Genomic DNA, 17278 nt, shown 5'->3' with positions numbered 1-17278 from the left:
ATCGCGGGCAAGCCCGCTCCCACAGTGCCCAACAGTTAGAACGCAATGCTATCGCTGCGGATCCGCGAATCGAGGTTTATTGCCCCTGTCTTTCAGCCATGGCCTGGGCGAAAGCGCCGGGCTCCAGTACCAGGGAAAGGCGCTGGTCCATCAGGTCCGTCTGGTTACCTTCGATCAGGGTGTTAAGTACACGTTGATTGATCTGTGAAAGTTGGCTATCGAGAAATTTCGCCGTGTCGGCCGAGAACTCCCGGTGCTCGATGCCATTGATTTTTTCCATGTTGTAAATGGCCAGGGCCGGCAGCAACGATGTTTCTACATAGTTGTACTCGTGGGTATCCCTCAGGTGCCGGGTTTCGTCGGGGGTTAACGGCTGGATGTTCTGTTGCCTGGCGTTGAGGAACGTACTCAGGTTGTCCTGCAAGTCCAGCACCTGAAGTTGCGCGATGCGCAGGTCAATGGACGCCTTGAAGGCCTCGACACTTTCAAAGTGCAGTGAAGGCAAGCTGGTGAACGCTTCTTTGTAATAAGCAATGGACGTATCTGTCGTCGGCACGCCCGTGTGGGCCAGGGTCAATGTAGTCCCCATATAGGCAGGGGCTGTATCAACACTGTGCGGCAGGGCAATCGGGAAATGCTTGATGTCACCCTTGGCATAAATTTCATTTTTGAAGGGAACCATCACGGCTTCGTTTACAAGCGTTGCCCCCCTGGCGCCCTGGGTTGTTTGCGCACTCGATGCGCCAAGCACGTATTTGTTGAATTTGTCTTTGGGGTCATGGGGCTGCGAGACACTGCGTTCTTCGTAATTGACGTTGTTGTAACCACCAGTAAGCACATTGCTGGCCAGCGTCCAGCGATGACGGTGGGGGATGTCTTCGCCTCCAAGCCCTGTGCCGCGCACACTGTAATTGTGGAGTCTTAAATTCCAGTTTCTGCCTGTCTCCTTGTCCCCGGACATCAAATAAATCTTGTCGAAAAGTTGAGTCCGAGCAGAGTCTTTTTTGCTCTCCTGCAGTGCGCTTTCATCCTCTTTCAAGTGTCGCAGTATGCCAATCAAATCTTTTTTGGTAATGAAGTCGATATCACCGGTTACTCCGGCCTTGCCGGCAAATCCCATTTCCTTACCTTGATCGAATGACAGATAGCGCCGGGATATTTCCTGGTGGACACGATCGTATATTTCTTTGGGTGTACAGCAAGGTGGGGCGGCGGGAATGGCGCCGGCGCTGATGTGTGAAGTCCCCCGGGCAACGCTGTCCGTGGGGGTAAACCTGAAGGGGGAAATCGAGCTGAGATCTTTCATGTGTTTTCGTTCGTTCGATCGAATGGTGGTCATCCTTCGTGGGAAACAACATGTGAACGGTCAAGCAACACACTCCGGGAGCAGGGAGGGTATCGGCGACCGTGCAGTCCATTACATGTCTCGCAGTCTGTGGCCCGGGCTGCAGGGCGGGTTCCACAACGTGCAAGCGAACTGTTACCGGGGGTTAACAGGTACAAAGATCGCAAGTGTTATTGATAAGGCATCATGTCTTTATTGCCGTGAAAGTGTTTATTGGATGTGAGTATGTATTCGGTTCAGTACGCTAATAATTAAGAGGGCTGTTCGTCTTTCCTTGTTATTTTCTTACACTTTGATATTTGTTTTGTTTTTAGTTCAAGGGCAAAGTTTGCGGCCCAATGGCCTGTTGCGTCGCCAGGTTTGCTACTGGTTTGCGAGCCTGTGCGTGCCTTCTCCATGCCCCATCTATCCAAGTGCACTATTAATGAGGTGAGCATCATGTTTATTTCCAGGTCAGGTACATCGCTCGATGCGGTATATGGCATCGACAGTCAAGGTAAGCCAGATGCCGTTGCTCAAAGCAGTCCCCATGGTGTTGCCCTGACGGATGTACAAAGACAGATGATCACCAACAGCAAGTTTTTTGAAGCGGGCGCCAGCATGGCCTTGTTGAACCAGCCAGGCAGGATAGGTGAAGTGTTCGACCAGCACGCCGCACAACTGGCAACGGTGTTGCGTCAGGGGTTGAGCGAGCAAAGCGTGGCGGGTGGGCTTGCCGTCCATTACAAGGGACGGGAGCAGCCGTTGCGCGATGTTCTGCAGGCCACCATCGAGCCTTTGGCAGCACAGTCCGACCAGATTGGTCGGCAGATGAAACCCGGGCAGGCGCTGCAACCGTGGTTGATCAACACGCTGCAGACTCCTCTGGCCGGATGTACAGAAGGGTTCGACAAGCAAAACCATGTTGACCTGCTGACTAAAATCCGTGCGTCGAGCGCTTTTGGCAGCACGATGTGCCAGTTGATGGCCCCCGTAGAAGACGAGAGTCAACCCGGGCTCTATGCGCAGCACAAACAAGCCAATACCGCGGCTTGCGTGGCCTTGCTGCGTGAGGCTGGTCTTGATGCGCAGGCAGATCAGTTCGCTGATCGTTTCAAGGAGTTTTCAAGCAAGACGCGTACGCCGGCCTTTGACAATCCGCTCAGTCGTGCCCGCAGTGAACGGATGCCTATGGTGGAAGTCGGCGGGGAGTTGCGGCCGGTGAAGGGAGTTTATGAAGATGCGGCCAAGCTCAAGATGGGGTTTGGGCTGGTGGTACAGAACACGGTCGACCCGCACAGCACTGAGCAGGCCGCCTTGCGCAAAGCGCTGGGTGATCGCAATCAGAATCTCAATGCAATTCCCCGTCAAGGTGCGCCGATTGCAGACCTGACCCGGCCTTTCACCATGTCAGAGGCTGAAATGGAGAACGTGCCGCCAGCCTATTCCCAGCAAGGCCTGACCGGCATGCTGGAGCATTTTTCAATGCTGCATGGCGTGGGTATCAATCGCTGGCAGCCCTTTGGCACATTCGCAATGGAGTCCAACCTCAAGGGTCTGCCATCTGCGGGGGCGCAATCCGGCAGTACCTGTGACGTGCTGCTGGCGCTCAACACGTTGAACCCGGATAGAATCTATGGCAATGAACACATGGTGCTGGCGGCCGGGCTGGGTATTGCCGCCTTCATGAACTTTGGCGGCTACCATACCTTTGCCGAAACATTCCCGATTGCAGAGGCCGTTGCGGCTAATCGCCCCTATGTCCCCACCAACCTGGCGGCTACCAATCAGATGGACTTGTATCAACGCATCGAGACAGCAGCGCAAACGGCCAGCCCGCAAGGTGCAAAACAGCTTGGGCAATTCCGTCGCAGTCATGCTCAAGTGCTTGAGGGGTTACGTCACAATCAGCCGGATGGGCAGCAAGCCTTGGGTGCTGGCGTTGATTTCTACGCCACTGCGCAGCAGATAGCCGATTGGCGCAAATGACCGCGTAACTCCCCACCCCTCCAAAAAACAAAACCCCCGTCAAACCCACCTGTTGCCAGGGTTTAACGGGGGTTTTGGGTCAGGCGGTTTGACCCGCCTGCCAGCTCAGCTTATTGGCAAGCTTCGCAATCCGGCGCGTGCTTTTGGACTCATGTGTGGTATCCGGTTTATAGAGAGTCTTTAATTTTTTTGCTAGCACCGATAATTAATAGAACAGTCGTCACTGCAATAGCTTGGTATTCGAACATGTTTCGTAGCTCTTCATGTGAAGTGAACTGTGTGCTTAATATAAAAACAAGTACGCCGAAAAATCCGGTTAAAGTGTTTAAGGTTGCGTAGGCTCTCCCGTGTAGTGTCGGATCAGTAATTCTTCGTGCATGGCTGAGACTTACAATGGATGTTTGGCATCCCAGGCCAATTCCAATATATGAAAAAAAGGCCAGAAGGAAAGCTTCAGATTGAGCGAAGATGAATAGTGATAACGCTAGGGTGGTCAGGCCCAATAGGGTGATTTTCAAAGTGCCGAGTCGTTGGGTGAGTTTTACTATAATCAGTCCGCCAATGATTGCTCCAATAGAATAGGCGGCGTCAATCTGTCCATATGCATTTGCATTCAGATTGAGAGGTCCTTTTACGAAGGGGGCAAGTAATGCATTTGACATATATAGTATGTTCGTGTTTAGCAATATCAGCAGGTAGTATCCGATGAGGCGGGGTTGCTGGGTGATATATTGAAAACCTTCAAGTATGGATCTCAGGTGAGCGACCAAATGGTTTGGCGTGCTTATCTTGGTGATCGCACTCGCACACGGCGAGTGAAGCGCCTTTGCCATATAAGCAATGCAGCAGCTGGATACCCAGAAAATAGTACTGGCGATAGCGATAGTAAAGGTCGGCCCAAGAGCTACGAATAACATGCCGGAGCCTGTTGCTCCAATTATGACACCTGCCTGCCCACTGGTAACAGAAAGTGCATTGAGTTTGAAGTTTTTTTCATGAGTTGCGAACGTTGCCAAAATGACACGCCAAGACAATAGTTGTATTTCTGCGCAAATGGACATTAAGAAGCTGATGGAGTAAGCGAATGCAGGGGATGCTCGATCCATGACGAATAACGATGCATATACCAGTAGTGTCAGGCAGCGCGTGCATTCAGAGAATAACACAAGCTTTATAGCTGGATATTTGTCAGCCATACTTCCGATTATCATCGAAAGAAATAGGCTGGGCAGTGTTGCAATCAACAAGCTTATTGCCGCACTTGTGGCGTACCCTGTTAAGTCAATCACAACCCAAGTATTTATAAAAAAAAATATACCGGTGCCAGCTCTCGAGAAAAAAATAACAGTGGCATATGCGGGGGCTGATATTTGGCTCATTACTCAGTGCGCCTTTAACCGTCAGGCGCTCTGCGCCTGAGTAATGTAACGGAAGCCTGTCTCGTGTACATCAATATCCAGCGTTATTGGATGGAATGTATTCAGATAATCAGATGACTCAAATAAGTGATTCGGTTGGTGAGGGCGCTCCATCAAAAAGCTCAGTTCGTTCATGTCAGATGACCATTGAGCGCCGTTAAAAAACTCGAACCCTTCGAAGTGTGCTTTATACAAGAATTTTTTCCCGTAACATGTGCCCATGTAAAGGTAGTTGCAGTCACGGTTGTGAAAGTAATTAATTGTTGCTGTCAACATGAAAGTGCCTAGCGATTTTTTTGGTTCGGTAATGTCATAGAAGGCAAAGTTATAGTGTGCTATTTTAGGGGCTGTGTTAATTGTTACTAGGCCGACAGTTTTCTCTTTCCTGGTGAAGTGCATGATGTGCGTCGCATTTTCCGGATTGATGATTCGGTTAAGTCGCTGTTCATTCATCACTCCTTCCCCAAATCGCTGTTCCGCACACTGTAGGCATAATTCACGGATGCTCTTGTCGATAACGAAATCGCTGATATTAATAAGCGTCATTTCTATATCTTGACAGGCTTTGAGCGTTCGTCGAACTCTATAGGTAAGTTCAAATCTTTTCAGGGTAATTCTTGTGCTTCGGGTTAAATAGAATCTCGGTTTGCGTGAAGGTAAAAAGCCGCGATCATAGAGTTCAACGATTTCTTCCTGTGATTCAGGTATGGCCCAAACAGCGTAAGGAAATGTATAGTTTTTGTAGTCAGGGTTTGACTCCGAAAATATAATTCTCATAAGTTATTTCACGCCTGTTAGGATCATTCTTTCGCTGTCAACGCTAAAAGGTTGTCCCTTATTATTATGGCCCTCTATATTTTTAAATCCTGCGCGTAGCATCCACTCCTTGATTTCTGTGAATGTCAATAGTCGGATATTGTAAGGTGTTTCACTCAGTTCTCCATCTTTAATAAATTGGCGTCTAACATGAAGTGTTCCTTGAACAGGGTTGTAGTCGAAGTGGTCGATCATAAAGTTCCCTTCTCTTTCTAGAACACTTGAGGCGGGAAGGTATTTAAGGCAGCGATCACGATTAATATGATCAATCAAAAAACGGCCTCCTTTCTTCAATGAATCGTAAATTTTGCTTAATTGCAATTTGCAAATTTCGTCATTAGAGTATCCAAAAGATGTGTACCAACTAAGCGCACAGTCGAATTTTTCCCTCCAGAGCGTGTCAAGGAAGTTTTTGTTTTTGTAGCAAATATCAAGGTTGCTTTTACGAGCGTTAAGGATAGCCAAGTCAAGTGCGTTCTGGCTCCAGTCAATGCCCGTTACACGATAGCCCCTGTGAGCAAGCTCATTGGAAATTCGACCATGGCCGCAGCCGATATCCAGTACATGGTCGCCTTTTTCAAGGCTGCAAAGTTGTTCAATAAGAGTGCATTCTTTCTTCGTCCTCTCATGGGTAAGATAATTTTCTGAAAAATAAATATAAAGATAATCAAACGTATTTTTCATTATGAATTCCAGTCAACGTCTTATGTAATCCATCTTAAAATGCTGTTCAAAGCCAGATGTCTACTGTGTGGGTATTTACTGAAGTGTGTTTCTAGATCGTGGCCAGCTTGACGAATACAATGGTGCTCAGCAGCGAGGCAATTTTGTGCGTATTCAATCAGTTTGCAAGGGATTTCAGCGGGAATGATCATGTCTTTTTCTGCAGAAATAATAAGCAGTTTCCCCTTGAAGTGTTGGATGATGGAAAAGCATTTGCTGTGTTCCCAGCTTCGGTATTGGCGTATGCAGGATGAAAATGAGGGGCCAAATTTTAAGGTTTCAGCCTTTTCTGAATAAATCGCGGGTATCGCCAGCCCTAGGCGAGCAACCGAGATCTGTGAGGCTATATGGAGTGCATTATGCGCCCCCATGCTGAAGCCCATTATATTAAGACCTTCCTGTAGGTCGAGTTTGTGGATCACAGCTAATGCTTGCTCGGTTCTTCTTTCCAAGCTGGAATGTTGCAAGTTTCCGCCGGTGTGCCCATGCCCAAGAAAATCAAATGCAATCGTTTCGACGCTATGAGAGTTTAAGTATGTTTGAAGACTGTGAAAACCTTTGCTGCTGGATGTGCCAGCACCGTGTATAAGCAAGACTGTTCTCTTGGGGGAGTTGCAGTGCCAGCGTTGTCCTCGTAAGTGTGCCGTTCCGCAGCGCACCATAAAGTCTTCGATTAGCCGTGTCATATCCTATCCTAATCATCGTCGAGTATTGGCCCGGTAGAGATTTGTAGGGGCGATATTTGTTTTTATAGACGTTGGCTGATAGATTTACATCTACAAGATTTGGTAGTTGAGAGTGGCTCGGGGTGTGCTTTAGGTTGAAATCTCAACTAAATCAAAATGTTAACTTTGCTTTGTCTAGGTAGCGAGCCATGTACCTACTATTGAATACATAGAACCTGTGTTGCCATAAAGGTGTGTGCTATTACTTTTAAGTGAGGTTCAAATGTCTTTTTTTGCTGATAATTTGAATGCTCTACCCGGGCTGGAACACGCATTCGGCTCGGCCAGCAATTTCCATAAACCCACAAATCTATTTTGTTGTGCTCAGAAGCATGGTGCCAACGTCATTCAAGTGGGCGATGCAGATGAGTCTGGTGCCATCGCTGGGGACGCGATTTTCACACGTACAACCCGTCCCATAGGAATCGTGACAGCAGACTGTCTACCTATTCTTGTAGGTTCAAAAAAAGATAAGTTCGTTGCTGCCATTCATGGCGGCTGGCAAGGATTAGCGGCAGGTATAATCGAAAATTCCTTTCTTGCGTTCATACGAGAAAATATCTCGTTAGAACATTTGCAAGTTGCAATAGGTCCTGCCATACATTCATGTTGCTATGAGGTTGGAAAGGAGCTTGTTGATACAATAGAACAGGCGCATGGACATCTTTGGCGGGGGCGCCAGGCGCCATGGTCTACAGCTCGTACAGAATCAGAGTTTGGCGTTACTCTCCGTCGTGCACCTGTCAGTCATAACGAAGCGTGGGTTGATCTCACTCTTTATGGCCTTTATTTGCTAGAGGATTTGGGGGTGGGCCGTATGCAAGTTGAGGTGGCGGGGATATGCACTTATTGTAGTGGGGATGAATGGGGTAGTTACAGGAGGCGAAAGCATCAAAGTGAGTCGAAGGCTTTTCAGTACTCATGGATACACCTGCGAGAATGCTGAAGTCAATAGAGGGTCCAAATATTGTAGTTGCTTTGCCTTGTGGGCGTATTCCAATTGGCATTATTTAATATGTTATATATAGTCTTTGATAATTGCATAGGCAATGGCTTGTGCTCTATTGGTAGTGCCTATTTTATTTTGTATTGTTTTGTAGTGAAAGTTTATGGTGTCTTGCGAGAGCCCAAGTATTATTGCGATTTCTTCAGACGTTTTCCCGTCTGCGCCCCAACGTAAAATCTCTTTCTCTCGTGTCGACAGTGTTACAGCCAAAGAAGCAGGGCTATTTATTTTACTCATCCAGTTATGAATTTCCGCTGTCATTTTTTCGATCACAAAGTGCAGTGTTTTCATCTCTCTATATTCGATTTTTTGATGGGCTCGTGCCAGTAGTAAGTGCTCGAACACGCCATCCTGCTTTGGTATTGATTGCGTTATGTAATAAATGTTGTCATCCAAGTTGAATAAGGGGGCGGTTTTGTGTGTCTCGAGATGACTTAATGTGTCTAAGTGTTCTGTGCAAACTCTAAAGAAACCTGATGTGATGTTTGCACGCTTTGTGCTAAGTAGCGGGTCTGGGTTGAATGGGTAATTTCCATAGGTGTGGTTTTTTGGGTTTGTAAAAGGTGTTGGGTATTGAATGCGGAAGGAAAAGTGTTCGAAGTTAACTTGTTTTGTTGTGCTGATGCAGGCAGTCCATAAATCATCGAGCGTTTTGCACGCAGAAAATGTTTTGCTCAGGTAGCTTGTTAGTGACTTGAGTTGCACTTTATTGTTCATGGCGATCCCCTTAGCGCTTTAACTATTTCGCGATAAGGTGAGTATTTGCCATCTGCTTTGAGGAGTTAATAGGTGTTTTCCCACGAGGTCTATCAACGTTCTGCTTGTCGCGAAGGATAAATCCTACAAATTACTTATCTGATTCAACGCAAAGGCTTCGGAATAAAATTTATTTATGAATCTGCTTGTTTTCACATGCTGAATGACTGGTAAGGCACAGTCGGGTTGGTTCGCTCCCCCCAAAAAACAAAACCCCCGCCAAACCCAACTGTTGCCAGGGTTTAACGGGGGTTTTGGGTCAGGCGGTTTGACCCGCCTGCCAGCTCAGCTTATTGGCAAGCTTCGCAATCCGGCTCGTCAATGGCGCAAGCCTTTGGCACCGGCGCCGGGCCGGCTGGGGCCGCGGCTACGTCTTCACTGTTTTTGCCGCTCGATACTGCGTTGAGCTTGCCCGTGTTGACGGTGGACTTCTCGGTGCTGGTCGCAGCCAGGGCACGGAGGTAGTAAGTGGTTTTCAGACCACGGTACCAGGCCATGCGGTAGGTCACGTCCAGTTTCTTGCCCGATGCACCGGCAATGTACAGGTTCAGCGACTGCGCCTGGTCGATCCACTTCTGACGACGGCTGGCGGCGTCAACGATCCACTTGGTGTCCACTTCGAACGCAGTGGCATACAGCTCTTTGAGCTCTTGCGGGATGCGTTCGATCTGCTGCACGGAACCGTCGTAGTACTTCAGGTCGTTGATCATGACCGAGTCCCACAGATCGCGCGCCTTGAGGTCGCGAACCAGGTACGGGTTGATCACGGTGAATTCGCCCGACAGGTTCGATTTCACATACAGGTTCTGGTAAGTCGGTTCGATCGACTGCGATACGCCAGTGATGTTGGCGATGGTCGCGGTCGGTGCGATGGCCATGATGTTGGAGTTGCGAATGCCTTTTTGTACACGGGCGCGAACCGGTGCCCAGTCCAGGGATTCGTTCAGGTCAACGTCGATGTACTTCTGGCCACGCTGTTCGATCAGGATCTGTTGCGAATCCAGTGGCAGGATGCCTTTGGACCACAGCGAGCCCTGGAACGTCTCGTAGGCGCCACGCTCGTCAGCCAGGTCGCAGGACGCCTGGATGGCGTAGTAGCTGACCGCTTCCATCGACTTGTCGGCAAATTCCACGGCTGCTTGCGAAGCGTAAGGAATGTGCTGCAGGTACAGGGCGTCCTGGAAGCCCATGATCCCCAGGCCAACCGGACGGTGCTTGAAGTTCGAGTTGCGCGCTTGCGGTACCGAGTAGTAGTTGATGTCGATAACGTTATCGAGCATGCGAACGGCGACGTCGATGGTGCGTTTGAGCTTGTCGGTGTCCAGCTTGCCGTTGACGATGTGGTTCGGCAGGTTGATCGAGCCCAGGTTGCAAACGGCGATTTCGTCCTTGTTGGTGTTCAAGGTGATTTCGGTGCACAGGTTCGAGCTGTGAACCACGCCAACGTGCTGCTGCGGGCTGCGCAGGTTGCACGGGTCTTTGAAAGTCAGCCAAGGGTGGCCGGTTTCAAACAGCATGGACAGCATTTTGCGCCACAGGTCTTTGGCCTGGATGGTCTTGAACAGCTTGATCTTGCCCGGGTACTGGGACAGTGCTTCGTAGTACTCGTAGCGCTCTTCGAAGGCCTTGCCGGTCAGGTCATGCAGATCCGGTACTTCGGACGGCGAGAACAGGGTCCACGGGCCGTCATCGAAGACGCGCTTCATGAACAGGTCAGGGATCCAGTTGGCGGTGTTCATGTCGTGGGTACGACGACGGTCATCACCGGTGTTCTTGCGCAGCTCGATGAACTCTTCGATGTCCATGTGCCAGGTTTCCAGGTAGGCACATACAGCGCCTTTGCGCTTGCCACCCTGGTTAACGGCGACGGCGGTGTCGTTCACAACCTTGAGGAACGGAACCACGCCTTGCGACTTGCCGTTGGTGCCCTTGATCCACGAACCCAGTGCACGCACCGGAGTCCAGTCGTTGCCCAGGCCGCCAGCGAATTTGGACAACATGGCGTTGTCGTGGATCGCGTGGTAGATGCCCGACAGGTCGTCCGGCACGGTGGTCAGGTAGCAGCTGGACAGCTGCGGACGCTGGGTACCGGCGTTGAACAGGGTTGGCGTCGAGGCCATGTAGTCGAAGGACGACAACAGGTTGTAGAACTCGATGGCACGGTCTTCTTTTTGCTTCTCTTCAATCGCCAGGCCCATGGCCACGCGCATGAAGAAGATCTGCGGCAGTTCGAAACGCACGCCATCCTTGTGGATGAAGTAACGGTCGTACAGAGTCTGCAGGCCCAGGTAGGTGAACTGCTGGTCGCGCTCGTGGTTGATCGCCTTGCCCAGTTTTTCCAGGTCGAAGGTGGCCAGCACGGGGTTCAGCAGGTCGAACTCGATACCCTTGGCGATGTACGCAGGCAGGGCCTTGGCGTACAGGTCGGCCATTTCGTGGTGCGTGGCGCTTTCTGCCACTTCCAGGAAGCTCAGGCCTTCGGCACGCAGGGTGTCCATCAGCAGGCGGGCGGTCACGAACGAGTAGTTCGGCTCGCGCTCTACCAGGGTGCGCGCAGTCATCACCAGAGCGGTGTTAACGTCGTTCAGCGCTACGCCGTCGTAGAGGTTTTTCAGGGTTTCGCGCTGGATCAGCTCGCCGTCCACTTCTTCCAGACCTTCGCAGGCCTCGGAAACGATGGTGTTCAGGCGGCCCATGTCCAGAGGGGCGAAGGTGCCGTCGGCACGGGTGATGCGGATCGACGGGTGCGCCTGCACGGCGTCTTCGGCCGGCGCGCGGTTGGCGCGTTCCTTGGAGCGTGCGTCACGGTAGATCACATAGTCGCGGGCCACTTTTTGCTCGCCGGCGCGCATCAGGGCCAGTTCAACCTGGTCCTGGATTTCTTCGATGTGGATGGTGCCACCCGATGGCATGCGACGCTTGAAGGTTGCAGTGACCTGTTCGGTCAGGCGTGCAACGGTGTCGTGAATGCGCGACGAAGCGGCAGCATTGCCGCCTTCAACTGCGAGAAACGCCTTGGTGATGGCAACGGTGATCTTGTCATCGGTGTAAGGAACCACAGCCCCGTTACGTTTGATCACGCGCAGCTGGCCTGGCGCGGTCGCAGACAGATCCAGATTTGAATCGGTACCCTGCGAGTTCTCGCGAGTTGTATCGGTTTGCATGGGGGTGTCTCCACATTCTCTATGTTTGTTTGGGCGCCTTTTGGGTGCCCACCGTTCCGTCCTGAAGCACTACAACCGGTAATGAGCCGGGCATAACAACTTCGGGACGTACAGAAGGGGGGTTAAGCCGCTTCCGTGCCGAAGTCTTGATTCACGCAGACCGCGTGAAACCGTATTCCTGTTGGATGACAGTATTTTTACTGCAACACCCGGGCCGCTTTCCGACTTTTACGCTGGAAACCGGTTGCCATCCGCATGAGCGGTTTGGACTTTGAAAGCTGCGTTTGGTTTAACCCGACAGGCGCGAGAAAAGGGCTTGAAATTCTCGTCTGAGTTGTGTTGGGTTTTTGGCCTGAAACCCTACATATGGGGTTTTTTGGCGGAGCTGATACAAGATATGCGTTTTATAGGGGTTGTGCAACGTACTGCCTGTGGATAACCCTGTGTGTAAATTGTGTGTGAAAGCTCGAATATCCACGTAGGCCGCACTGCACCGGCATTTAGCCGTTTGTCACCGGATTTTGCCGGAACAAATCCTGTGTGCCGGATTTTAAGGGCGCGAACCCTACCACAAAAAACAGCGCTGTCCGAACGCATTTTGGGGCGGCTGCAAAGATAGGAAAGGTCAAGCACGGATTGCTGCGGGGAAGGGCCGGGAAGGCGGTGTGAAGCCTTCCCGGCAATTGCGCGAAATTACTGCAACTGGAAGCTGTTTTGCTGGACGTTTTGCGAATCCAGGCCGATTTGTACATTGAACTCGCCAGGTTCGGCGACATGCTGCAATTGCGCGTTGTAGAACTTCAGGTCGTTCTCGCCGAGGGTGAATTGCACGACTTTCTGCTCGCCGGGTTTGAGCATGACCTTCTCGAAGTTCTTCAGCTCCTTGACCGCGCGGCTCATGGTCGCGGTAACGTCCTGGACATACAACTGAACCACTGTTTCACCGGCACGCTTGCCAGTGTTTTTCACCGTGACGCTGGCCGTCAGGGTCGCGCCCGGCTTCAGGGTTTTGGCCGACAGGCTGACATCCGACAGGCTGAAGTCGGTGTAGCTCAAGCCATAGCCAAATGGATACAGCGGGCTGTTGCCCTCATCGAAGTACTGCGAGGTGTAGTTACCCGGTTTGCCCGGAGTGAAGGGGCGACCAATGCTCAGATGGCTGTAGTAGGTCGGAATCTGGCCTACGGAGCGCGGGAAGGTGATCGGCAACTTGCCGGACGGGTTGTAGTCGCCAAACAGCACGTCAGCAATGGCGTTGCCGCCTTCGGTGCCGCTGAACCAGGTTTCCAGCACGGCATCGGCCTGCTGCTGTTGCACATCGATCGACAGCGGTCGGCCGTTCATCAATACCAGCACCAACGGCTTGCCGGTGGCCTTGAGCGCCGTGATCAGGGCCCGCTGGCTGGCAGGAATGTCCAGATTGGTGCGGCTCGACGATTCGTGGGACATGCCCCGCGATTCACCCACCACCGCAACCACCACATCGGCCTGCTGCGCAGCCTTGACCGCTTCGTCGATCATCACCTGCGCCGGGCGCGGGTCATTGACCACTTCGGGGGCATCGAAGTTGAGGAAGTTGAGGTAGTCGACGATTTTCTGGTCGTCAGTGATATTGGCACCGCGGGCATAGATCAGGTTGTCCTGCTGGCCGATGGCATTGCGCATGCCGTCAAACACGGTTACCGATTGAGCCGGCTGACCGGCTGCGGCCCAGCTGCCCATGATATCGATCGGGGCTTTGGCCAGCGGGCCGACCAGAGCAATACGCGCCTGCTTTTTCAGGGGCAGGGTTTCGCCCTGGTTTTTCAGCAGGACCAGGCTCTTGCGCGCCACTTCACGCGCTTCGGCGCGATGCAGGCGGCTGTCGGCCTTGACGTCCGCCGGGTCATCTTCAGCCTTGCCGATACGCAGGTAGGGGTCGGCGAACAGGCCCATGTCGTACTTGGCGCCGAGCACTTCGCGTACGGCGTTGTCCAGATCGCTCTGCGGTACTTCGCCGGACTTGAGCAGTCCCGGCAGTTCTTCACCGTAGGCCTTGTCATTCATGCTCATGTCGATACCGGCCTTGATCGCCAGCTTGGCGGCTTCGCGGCTGTCCTTGGCCACGCCGTGCTTGATCAACTCGTTGATCGCGCCGTGGTCGCTGACCGCCACACCTTTGAAGCCCCACTCCTTGCGCAGCAAATCCTGCATCAGCCACATGTTGGAGGTGGCGGGCACGCCATTGATCGAGTTCAGGGCCACCATCACGCTGCCCGCACCCGCTTCAATCGCAGCGTGGTAGGGCGGCAGATAGTCCTGGAACATGCGTGTAGGGCTCATATCGACGGTGTTGTAGTCCCGTCCACCCTCGACGGCACCATACAAGGCGAAGTGCTTGACGCTGGCCATGATATTGCCAGGCAGGGCCGGGGATGCGCCCTGATAGGCCTGCACCATCACCCTGGCGATGCGCGAGACCAGGTAAGTGTCTTCGCCAAACCCTTCGGAGGTACGGCCCCAGCGCGGGTCACGGGCGATGTCGACCATCGGTGCGAAGGTCAGGTCGATACTGTCGGCGCTGGCCTCTTTGGCGGCGATGCGGCCGCTCAGGCCAATAGCATCCATGTCCCAGCTGGAAGCCAGGGCCAGGCTGATCGGGAAAATGGTGCGATGGCCGTGGATAACGTCGTATGCGAAAAACATCGGGATCTGCAGGCGGCTGCGCATGGCAGCGTCTTGCATCGGGCGGTTTTCGTCGCGGCTGATGGAATTGAATGTGCCGCCGATACGGCCCGCAGCGATTTCCTTGCGGATCATCTCGCGGGGCATTTCCGGGCCGATGCTGATCAGGCGCAGTTGGCCGATCTTTTCATCGACGCTCATCTTTTTCAGCAGCTCGGCGACGAACACGTCTTTGGGAGGGAGCGGGGCCGCCGGGGCCTGAGCCCACGCGGTATGACTGGCCAGGCTGATGACAATGCCCAGCAAACACATTTTTCTCATTGGATTCTTCTGCGCAGCCGCTCACTTGAAGCGAGGGAGGCCCACGCTCGTGCAGCGATATTGTTCTGGGGAGGTATCAGGAGTACTTGAACTAAAGAATTGACCTACCTTTAGAGCGGAGTATTCCTGTATGACTGGCAGTCTTTTAGCTGATTCGCGGCAAGCAATCCAGTGTTGCCGGGAGTTTTTAGGCGTGGTGTGTGGTCAAAAAACTTAATGTCGATATTTCGGAGCAACACAAGCATGGGTATACAACATATAAGCGCCCCGGGCTGGAAAGTTATCGCGTTGCTGGCCTTGAGCAGTGTGCTGGCCGGGTGCGGGATCAACACCATTCCCACCCTCGATGAGCAGGTCAAGGCGGCATGGTCGCAGGTGCAGAACCAGTATCAGCGCCGCTCCGACCTGATCCCCAATCTGGTCGAGACGGTCAAGGGGGCGGCCAAACAGGAACAGGCCACCCTCACTGCGGTAATTGAGGCGCGGGCCAAGGCCACTTCGATCCAGGTCGATGCGAGCACGCTGAACAACCCGGAAAAACTCAAACAGTTCCAGGAAGCGCAGAACCAGCTGACTGGCGCCTTGAGCCGGTTGATGGTGGTGTCCGAGCGTTACCCGGACCTCAAATCCAACCAGAACTTCCTGTCGTTGCAATCGCAGCTTGAAGGCACGGAAAACCGCATCAGCGTGGCGCGGCGCGACTTTATCCTCGCCGTTGAGCGCTACAACACCGAGATTCGCACCTTCCCGGGTCGTTTGTGGCATGCCGTGATGTACAGCGATCTGCCAGTGCGCTCCACATTCGAAGCCACCACCCCGGACGCCGACAAAGCGCCGGAAGTGAAGTTTTAACGGCCTTATGCCTTTCCCCCTGTGGGAGCGGGCTTGCTCGCGATGGCATCAACGCGATTTGCCTGACAGATCGCGCCGCCTGCCTCGCGAGCAAGCCCGCTCCCACAACGGATAACAAACGTTCGAGGTAGCGATGCGCCTATCAAGACTGGGGCTGGGCCTGTTGCTCTGGCTATTTATAGCCACGGCCCAGGCGCTGACCTTTCCCGCGCTCAGCGGGCGGGTGGTGGACGAAGGGCAAATGCTCGACCCCGCCACCCGTGAACAACTGACCCAAACCCTGCAAGCCCACGAAAAAACCACCGGCGAGCAAGTGGTGGTGGTCACCGTGCCTGACCTGCAAGGTACGCCCATCGAAGATTTCGGCTACCAGCTGGGTCGCGCCTGGGGCATCGGGCAAAAGGACAAGAACAACGGCGCCTTGCTGATCGTGGCCCGCGACGACCGCAAGTTGCGCATTGAGGTCGGCTATGGCCTGGAGGATCGCCTGACGGATGCCCAGGCCTCGGTCATCATCAACCAGGTCATCACCCCGGCCTTCAAAGCCGGGAACTACAACCAAGGTATCAGCGACGGGGTGGGTGCCATCCTGCAAGTATTGGGCGGCACTGCTCTGGCTGAACCGGCCTATGCCAGCGGGCAGGGCAGTGGTGATGACTTCATGGCCGAGCATCCGGGCGTGGTGGTGCTGCTATTCATACTGTTTGTACTGGTGGTTGCGGCCTGCCAGTTTTATGGCATCTGCAACTCGGGCGGTGGTGGCTCGCGTTCGGGCGGTTTTGGCGGTGGCGGCTTTGGTGGCGGGGGAGGCGGTGGTTTTCGCGGCGGTGGCGGCAGTTTTGGCGGCGGCGGTGCTTCCGGTGGCTGGTAATTCATCTTTCAACGAGTATCGATATTTATGGCTTTGTTAACCCAAGAGCAACAACGGCAAGTTGAAGAAGCGGTCACCCGTGCCGAACTGCGCACCGACGCCGAAATCGTCACCGTGCTGGCCCCCCGTGCCGATGACTACAGCTATATCCCCTTGCTATGGGCCAGCCTGATCGCCCTGGTGGTGCCTGCCGTGGTGCACTTTTTTAATAGTGGCCTGGCGACTTACACCCTGCTGATGCTGCAATGGGCCAGCTTTGTTTTCCTCAGCCTGATCTTTCGCATACCGGCCATCACCACGCGCCTGATCCCGCCCCGTGTGCGGCATTGGCGTGCCAGCAACCTGGCCCGGCGCCAGTTTTTGGAGCAAAAGCTGCACCACACTGCAGGGCGCACCGGCGTGCTGATCTTTGTCAGCGAAGCCGAGCGTTATGTCGAAATCCTGGTGGATGAAGGGATATCCCGCCATCTGGACGACAGCGACTGGGGCACTATCGTCAGCGATTTCGTACGCCGCGTGGCGTTGGGGCATACGGCCGAAGGTTTTACTGCCTGCATCGATGCGTGTGCTGAAGTGCTCGCACAACACATACCAAAAACCCAAACGCGCAACCAACTGCCGAATCGGTTGGTGATGTTGTAATCATTTT

13 protein-coding genes are annotated in these 17278 nt (G+C 53.1%); 5 read left to right on the top strand and 8 right to left on the bottom strand.

Features of this window, described 5'->3' with window-relative positions; all coding sequences use genetic code 11:
* Nucleotides 1-76: 76 nt before the first annotated feature.
* Nucleotides 77-1306 carry a hypothetical protein gene (locus AB3G35_RS20195; protein ID WP_369781991.1) on the bottom strand — a complete coding sequence of 410 codons (1230 nt, stop codon included), beginning with the start codon at nt 1304-1306 and terminating at the stop codon, nt 77-79.
* 477 nt (nt 1307-1783) lie between these two features.
* Between AB3G35_RS20195 and AB3G35_RS20190 the strand changes: the two genes are divergently transcribed.
* Nucleotides 1784-3313, top strand: coding sequence for a hypothetical protein (locus tag AB3G35_RS20190; RefSeq protein ID WP_095019242.1), 1530 nt, complete (start codon nt 1784-1786; stop codon nt 3311-3313).
* A 167-nt stretch (nt 3314-3480) separates the two neighbouring features.
* On the opposite strand, the gene AB3G35_RS20185 is transcribed toward AB3G35_RS20190, so the two are convergent.
* The 4 genes from AB3G35_RS20185 to AB3G35_RS20170 are packed head-to-tail and all read right to left on the bottom strand — an operon-like array spanning nt 3481 to nt 6956.
* Nucleotides 3481-4692, bottom strand: a complete 1212-nt coding sequence (locus AB3G35_RS20185; protein ID WP_369781990.1) for an MFS transporter — start codon at nt 4690-4692, stop codon at nt 3481-3483.
* A gap of 21 nt (nt 4693-4713) precedes the next feature.
* On the bottom strand, nt 4714-5508 hold the full coding sequence (locus AB3G35_RS20180; RefSeq protein ID WP_106117305.1) for a hypothetical protein: 795 nt from the start codon (nt 5506-5508) through the stop codon (nt 4714-4716).
* A gap of 3 nt (nt 5509-5511) precedes the next feature.
* Complete coding sequence (locus AB3G35_RS20175) at nt 5512-6231, bottom strand: bifunctional 2-polyprenyl-6-hydroxyphenol methylase/3-demethylubiquinol 3-O-methyltransferase UbiG (RefSeq protein ID WP_106117304.1); 720 nt, start codon at nt 6229-6231, stop codon at nt 5512-5514.
* 20 nt (nt 6232-6251) lie between these two features.
* On the bottom strand, nt 6252-6956 hold the full coding sequence (locus tag AB3G35_RS20170; protein WP_340078837.1) for an alpha/beta hydrolase: 705 nt from the start codon (nt 6954-6956) through the stop codon (nt 6252-6254).
* Nucleotides 6957-7218: 262 nt separating this feature from the next.
* Here AB3G35_RS20170 and AB3G35_RS20165 point away from each other — a divergent pair, with 262 nt between their 5' ends.
* Nucleotides 7219-7941, top strand: a complete 723-nt coding sequence (locus AB3G35_RS20165) for a polyphenol oxidase family protein (RefSeq protein WP_106117302.1) — start codon at nt 7219-7221, stop codon at nt 7939-7941.
* A 72-nt stretch (nt 7942-8013) separates the two neighbouring features.
* On the opposite strand, the gene AB3G35_RS20160 is transcribed toward AB3G35_RS20165, so the two are convergent.
* The 3 genes from AB3G35_RS20160 to bglX all read right to left on the bottom strand — a co-directional run bounded on the left by AB3G35_RS20160 (nt 8014) and on the right by bglX (nt 14906).
* Entirely contained in the window at nt 8014-8718 is a 705-nt protein-coding gene (locus tag AB3G35_RS20160; protein WP_369781989.1) for a LuxR C-terminal-related transcriptional regulator, read from the bottom strand.
* 329 nt (nt 8719-9047) lie between these two features.
* Nucleotides 9048-11921, bottom strand: coding sequence for a ribonucleoside-diphosphate reductase subunit alpha (locus AB3G35_RS20155; protein WP_016782185.1), 2874 nt, complete (start codon nt 11919-11921; stop codon nt 9048-9050).
* Nucleotides 11922-12614: 693 nt separating this feature from the next.
* Entirely contained in the window at nt 12615-14906 is a 2292-nt protein-coding gene (gene bglX / locus AB3G35_RS20150; protein ID WP_134049827.1) for a beta-glucosidase BglX, read from the bottom strand.
* A 243-nt stretch (nt 14907-15149) separates the two neighbouring features.
* On the opposite strand from bglX, the gene AB3G35_RS20145 reads away from it, so the two are divergent.
* The 3 genes from AB3G35_RS20145 to AB3G35_RS20135 all read left to right on the top strand — a co-directional run bounded on the left by AB3G35_RS20145 (nt 15150) and on the right by AB3G35_RS20135 (nt 17271).
* Nucleotides 15150-15758, top strand: a complete 609-nt coding sequence (locus AB3G35_RS20145) for a LemA family protein (protein WP_029611567.1) — start codon at nt 15150-15152, stop codon at nt 15756-15758.
* A 133-nt stretch (nt 15759-15891) separates the two neighbouring features.
* A complete protein-coding gene (locus AB3G35_RS20140) occupies nt 15892-16629 on the top strand; it encodes a YgcG family protein (protein ID WP_106116027.1) in 738 nt (245 codons plus the stop codon).
* 27 nt (nt 16630-16656) lie between these two features.
* Nucleotides 16657-17271, top strand: a complete 615-nt coding sequence (locus tag AB3G35_RS20135; RefSeq protein WP_169909557.1) for a TPM domain-containing protein — start codon at nt 16657-16659, stop codon at nt 17269-17271.
* The last annotated feature ends 7 nt before the right edge of the window (nt 17272-17278 follow it).

Origin of the sequence: Pseudomonas sp. WC2401, from assembly GCF_041200115.1 — a bacterium.
GTDB lineage: Bacteria > Pseudomonadota > Gammaproteobacteria > Pseudomonadales > Pseudomonadaceae > Aquipseudomonas > Aquipseudomonas fragi.
The sequence above is the reverse complement of the archived record's forward strand: the minus strand, read 5'-3'. Positions and strand labels throughout refer to the sequence as shown.

Excerpts from the sequence above, each read along its gene's own strand:
- AB3G35_RS20165 (WP_106117302.1), top strand. The coding sequence starts at position 7,219 with ATGTCTTTTTTTGCTGATAATTTGAATGCTCTACCCGGGCTGGAACAC.
- AB3G35_RS20185 (WP_369781990.1), bottom strand. The coding sequence starts at position 4,692 with ATGAGCCAAATATCAGCCCCCGCATATGCCACTGTTATTTTTTTCTCG.
- AB3G35_RS20190 (WP_095019242.1), top strand. The coding sequence starts at position 1,784 with ATGTTTATTTCCAGGTCAGGTACATCGCTCGATGCGGTATATGGCATC.
- bglX (WP_134049827.1), bottom strand. The coding sequence starts at position 14,906 with ATGAGAAAAATGTGTTTGCTGGGCATTGTCATCAGCCTGGCCAGTCAT.
- AB3G35_RS20140 (WP_106116027.1), top strand. The coding sequence starts at position 15,892 with ATGCGCCTATCAAGACTGGGGCTGGGCCTGTTGCTCTGGCTATTTATA.
- AB3G35_RS20175 (WP_106117304.1), bottom strand. The coding sequence starts at position 6,231 with ATGAAAAATACGTTTGATTATCTTTATATTTATTTTTCAGAAAATTAT.
- AB3G35_RS20155 (WP_016782185.1), bottom strand. The coding sequence starts at position 11,921 with ATGCAAACCGATACAACTCGCGAGAACTCGCAGGGTACCGATTCAAAT.
- AB3G35_RS20160 (WP_369781989.1), bottom strand. The coding sequence starts at position 8,718 with ATGAACAATAAAGTGCAACTCAAGTCACTAACAAGCTACCTGAGCAAA.
- AB3G35_RS20195 (WP_369781991.1), bottom strand. The coding sequence starts at position 1,306 with ATGAAAGATCTCAGCTCGATTTCCCCCTTCAGGTTTACCCCCACGGAC.
- AB3G35_RS20180 (WP_106117305.1), bottom strand. The coding sequence starts at position 5,508 with ATGAGAATTATATTTTCGGAGTCAAACCCTGACTACAAAAACTATACA.
- AB3G35_RS20145 (WP_029611567.1), top strand. The coding sequence starts at position 15,150 with ATGGGTATACAACATATAAGCGCCCCGGGCTGGAAAGTTATCGCGTTG.
- AB3G35_RS20135 (WP_169909557.1), top strand. The coding sequence starts at position 16,657 with ATGGCTTTGTTAACCCAAGAGCAACAACGGCAAGTTGAAGAAGCGGTC.
- AB3G35_RS20170 (WP_340078837.1), bottom strand. The coding sequence starts at position 6,956 with ATGACACGGCTAATCGAAGACTTTATGGTGCGCTGCGGAACGGCACAC.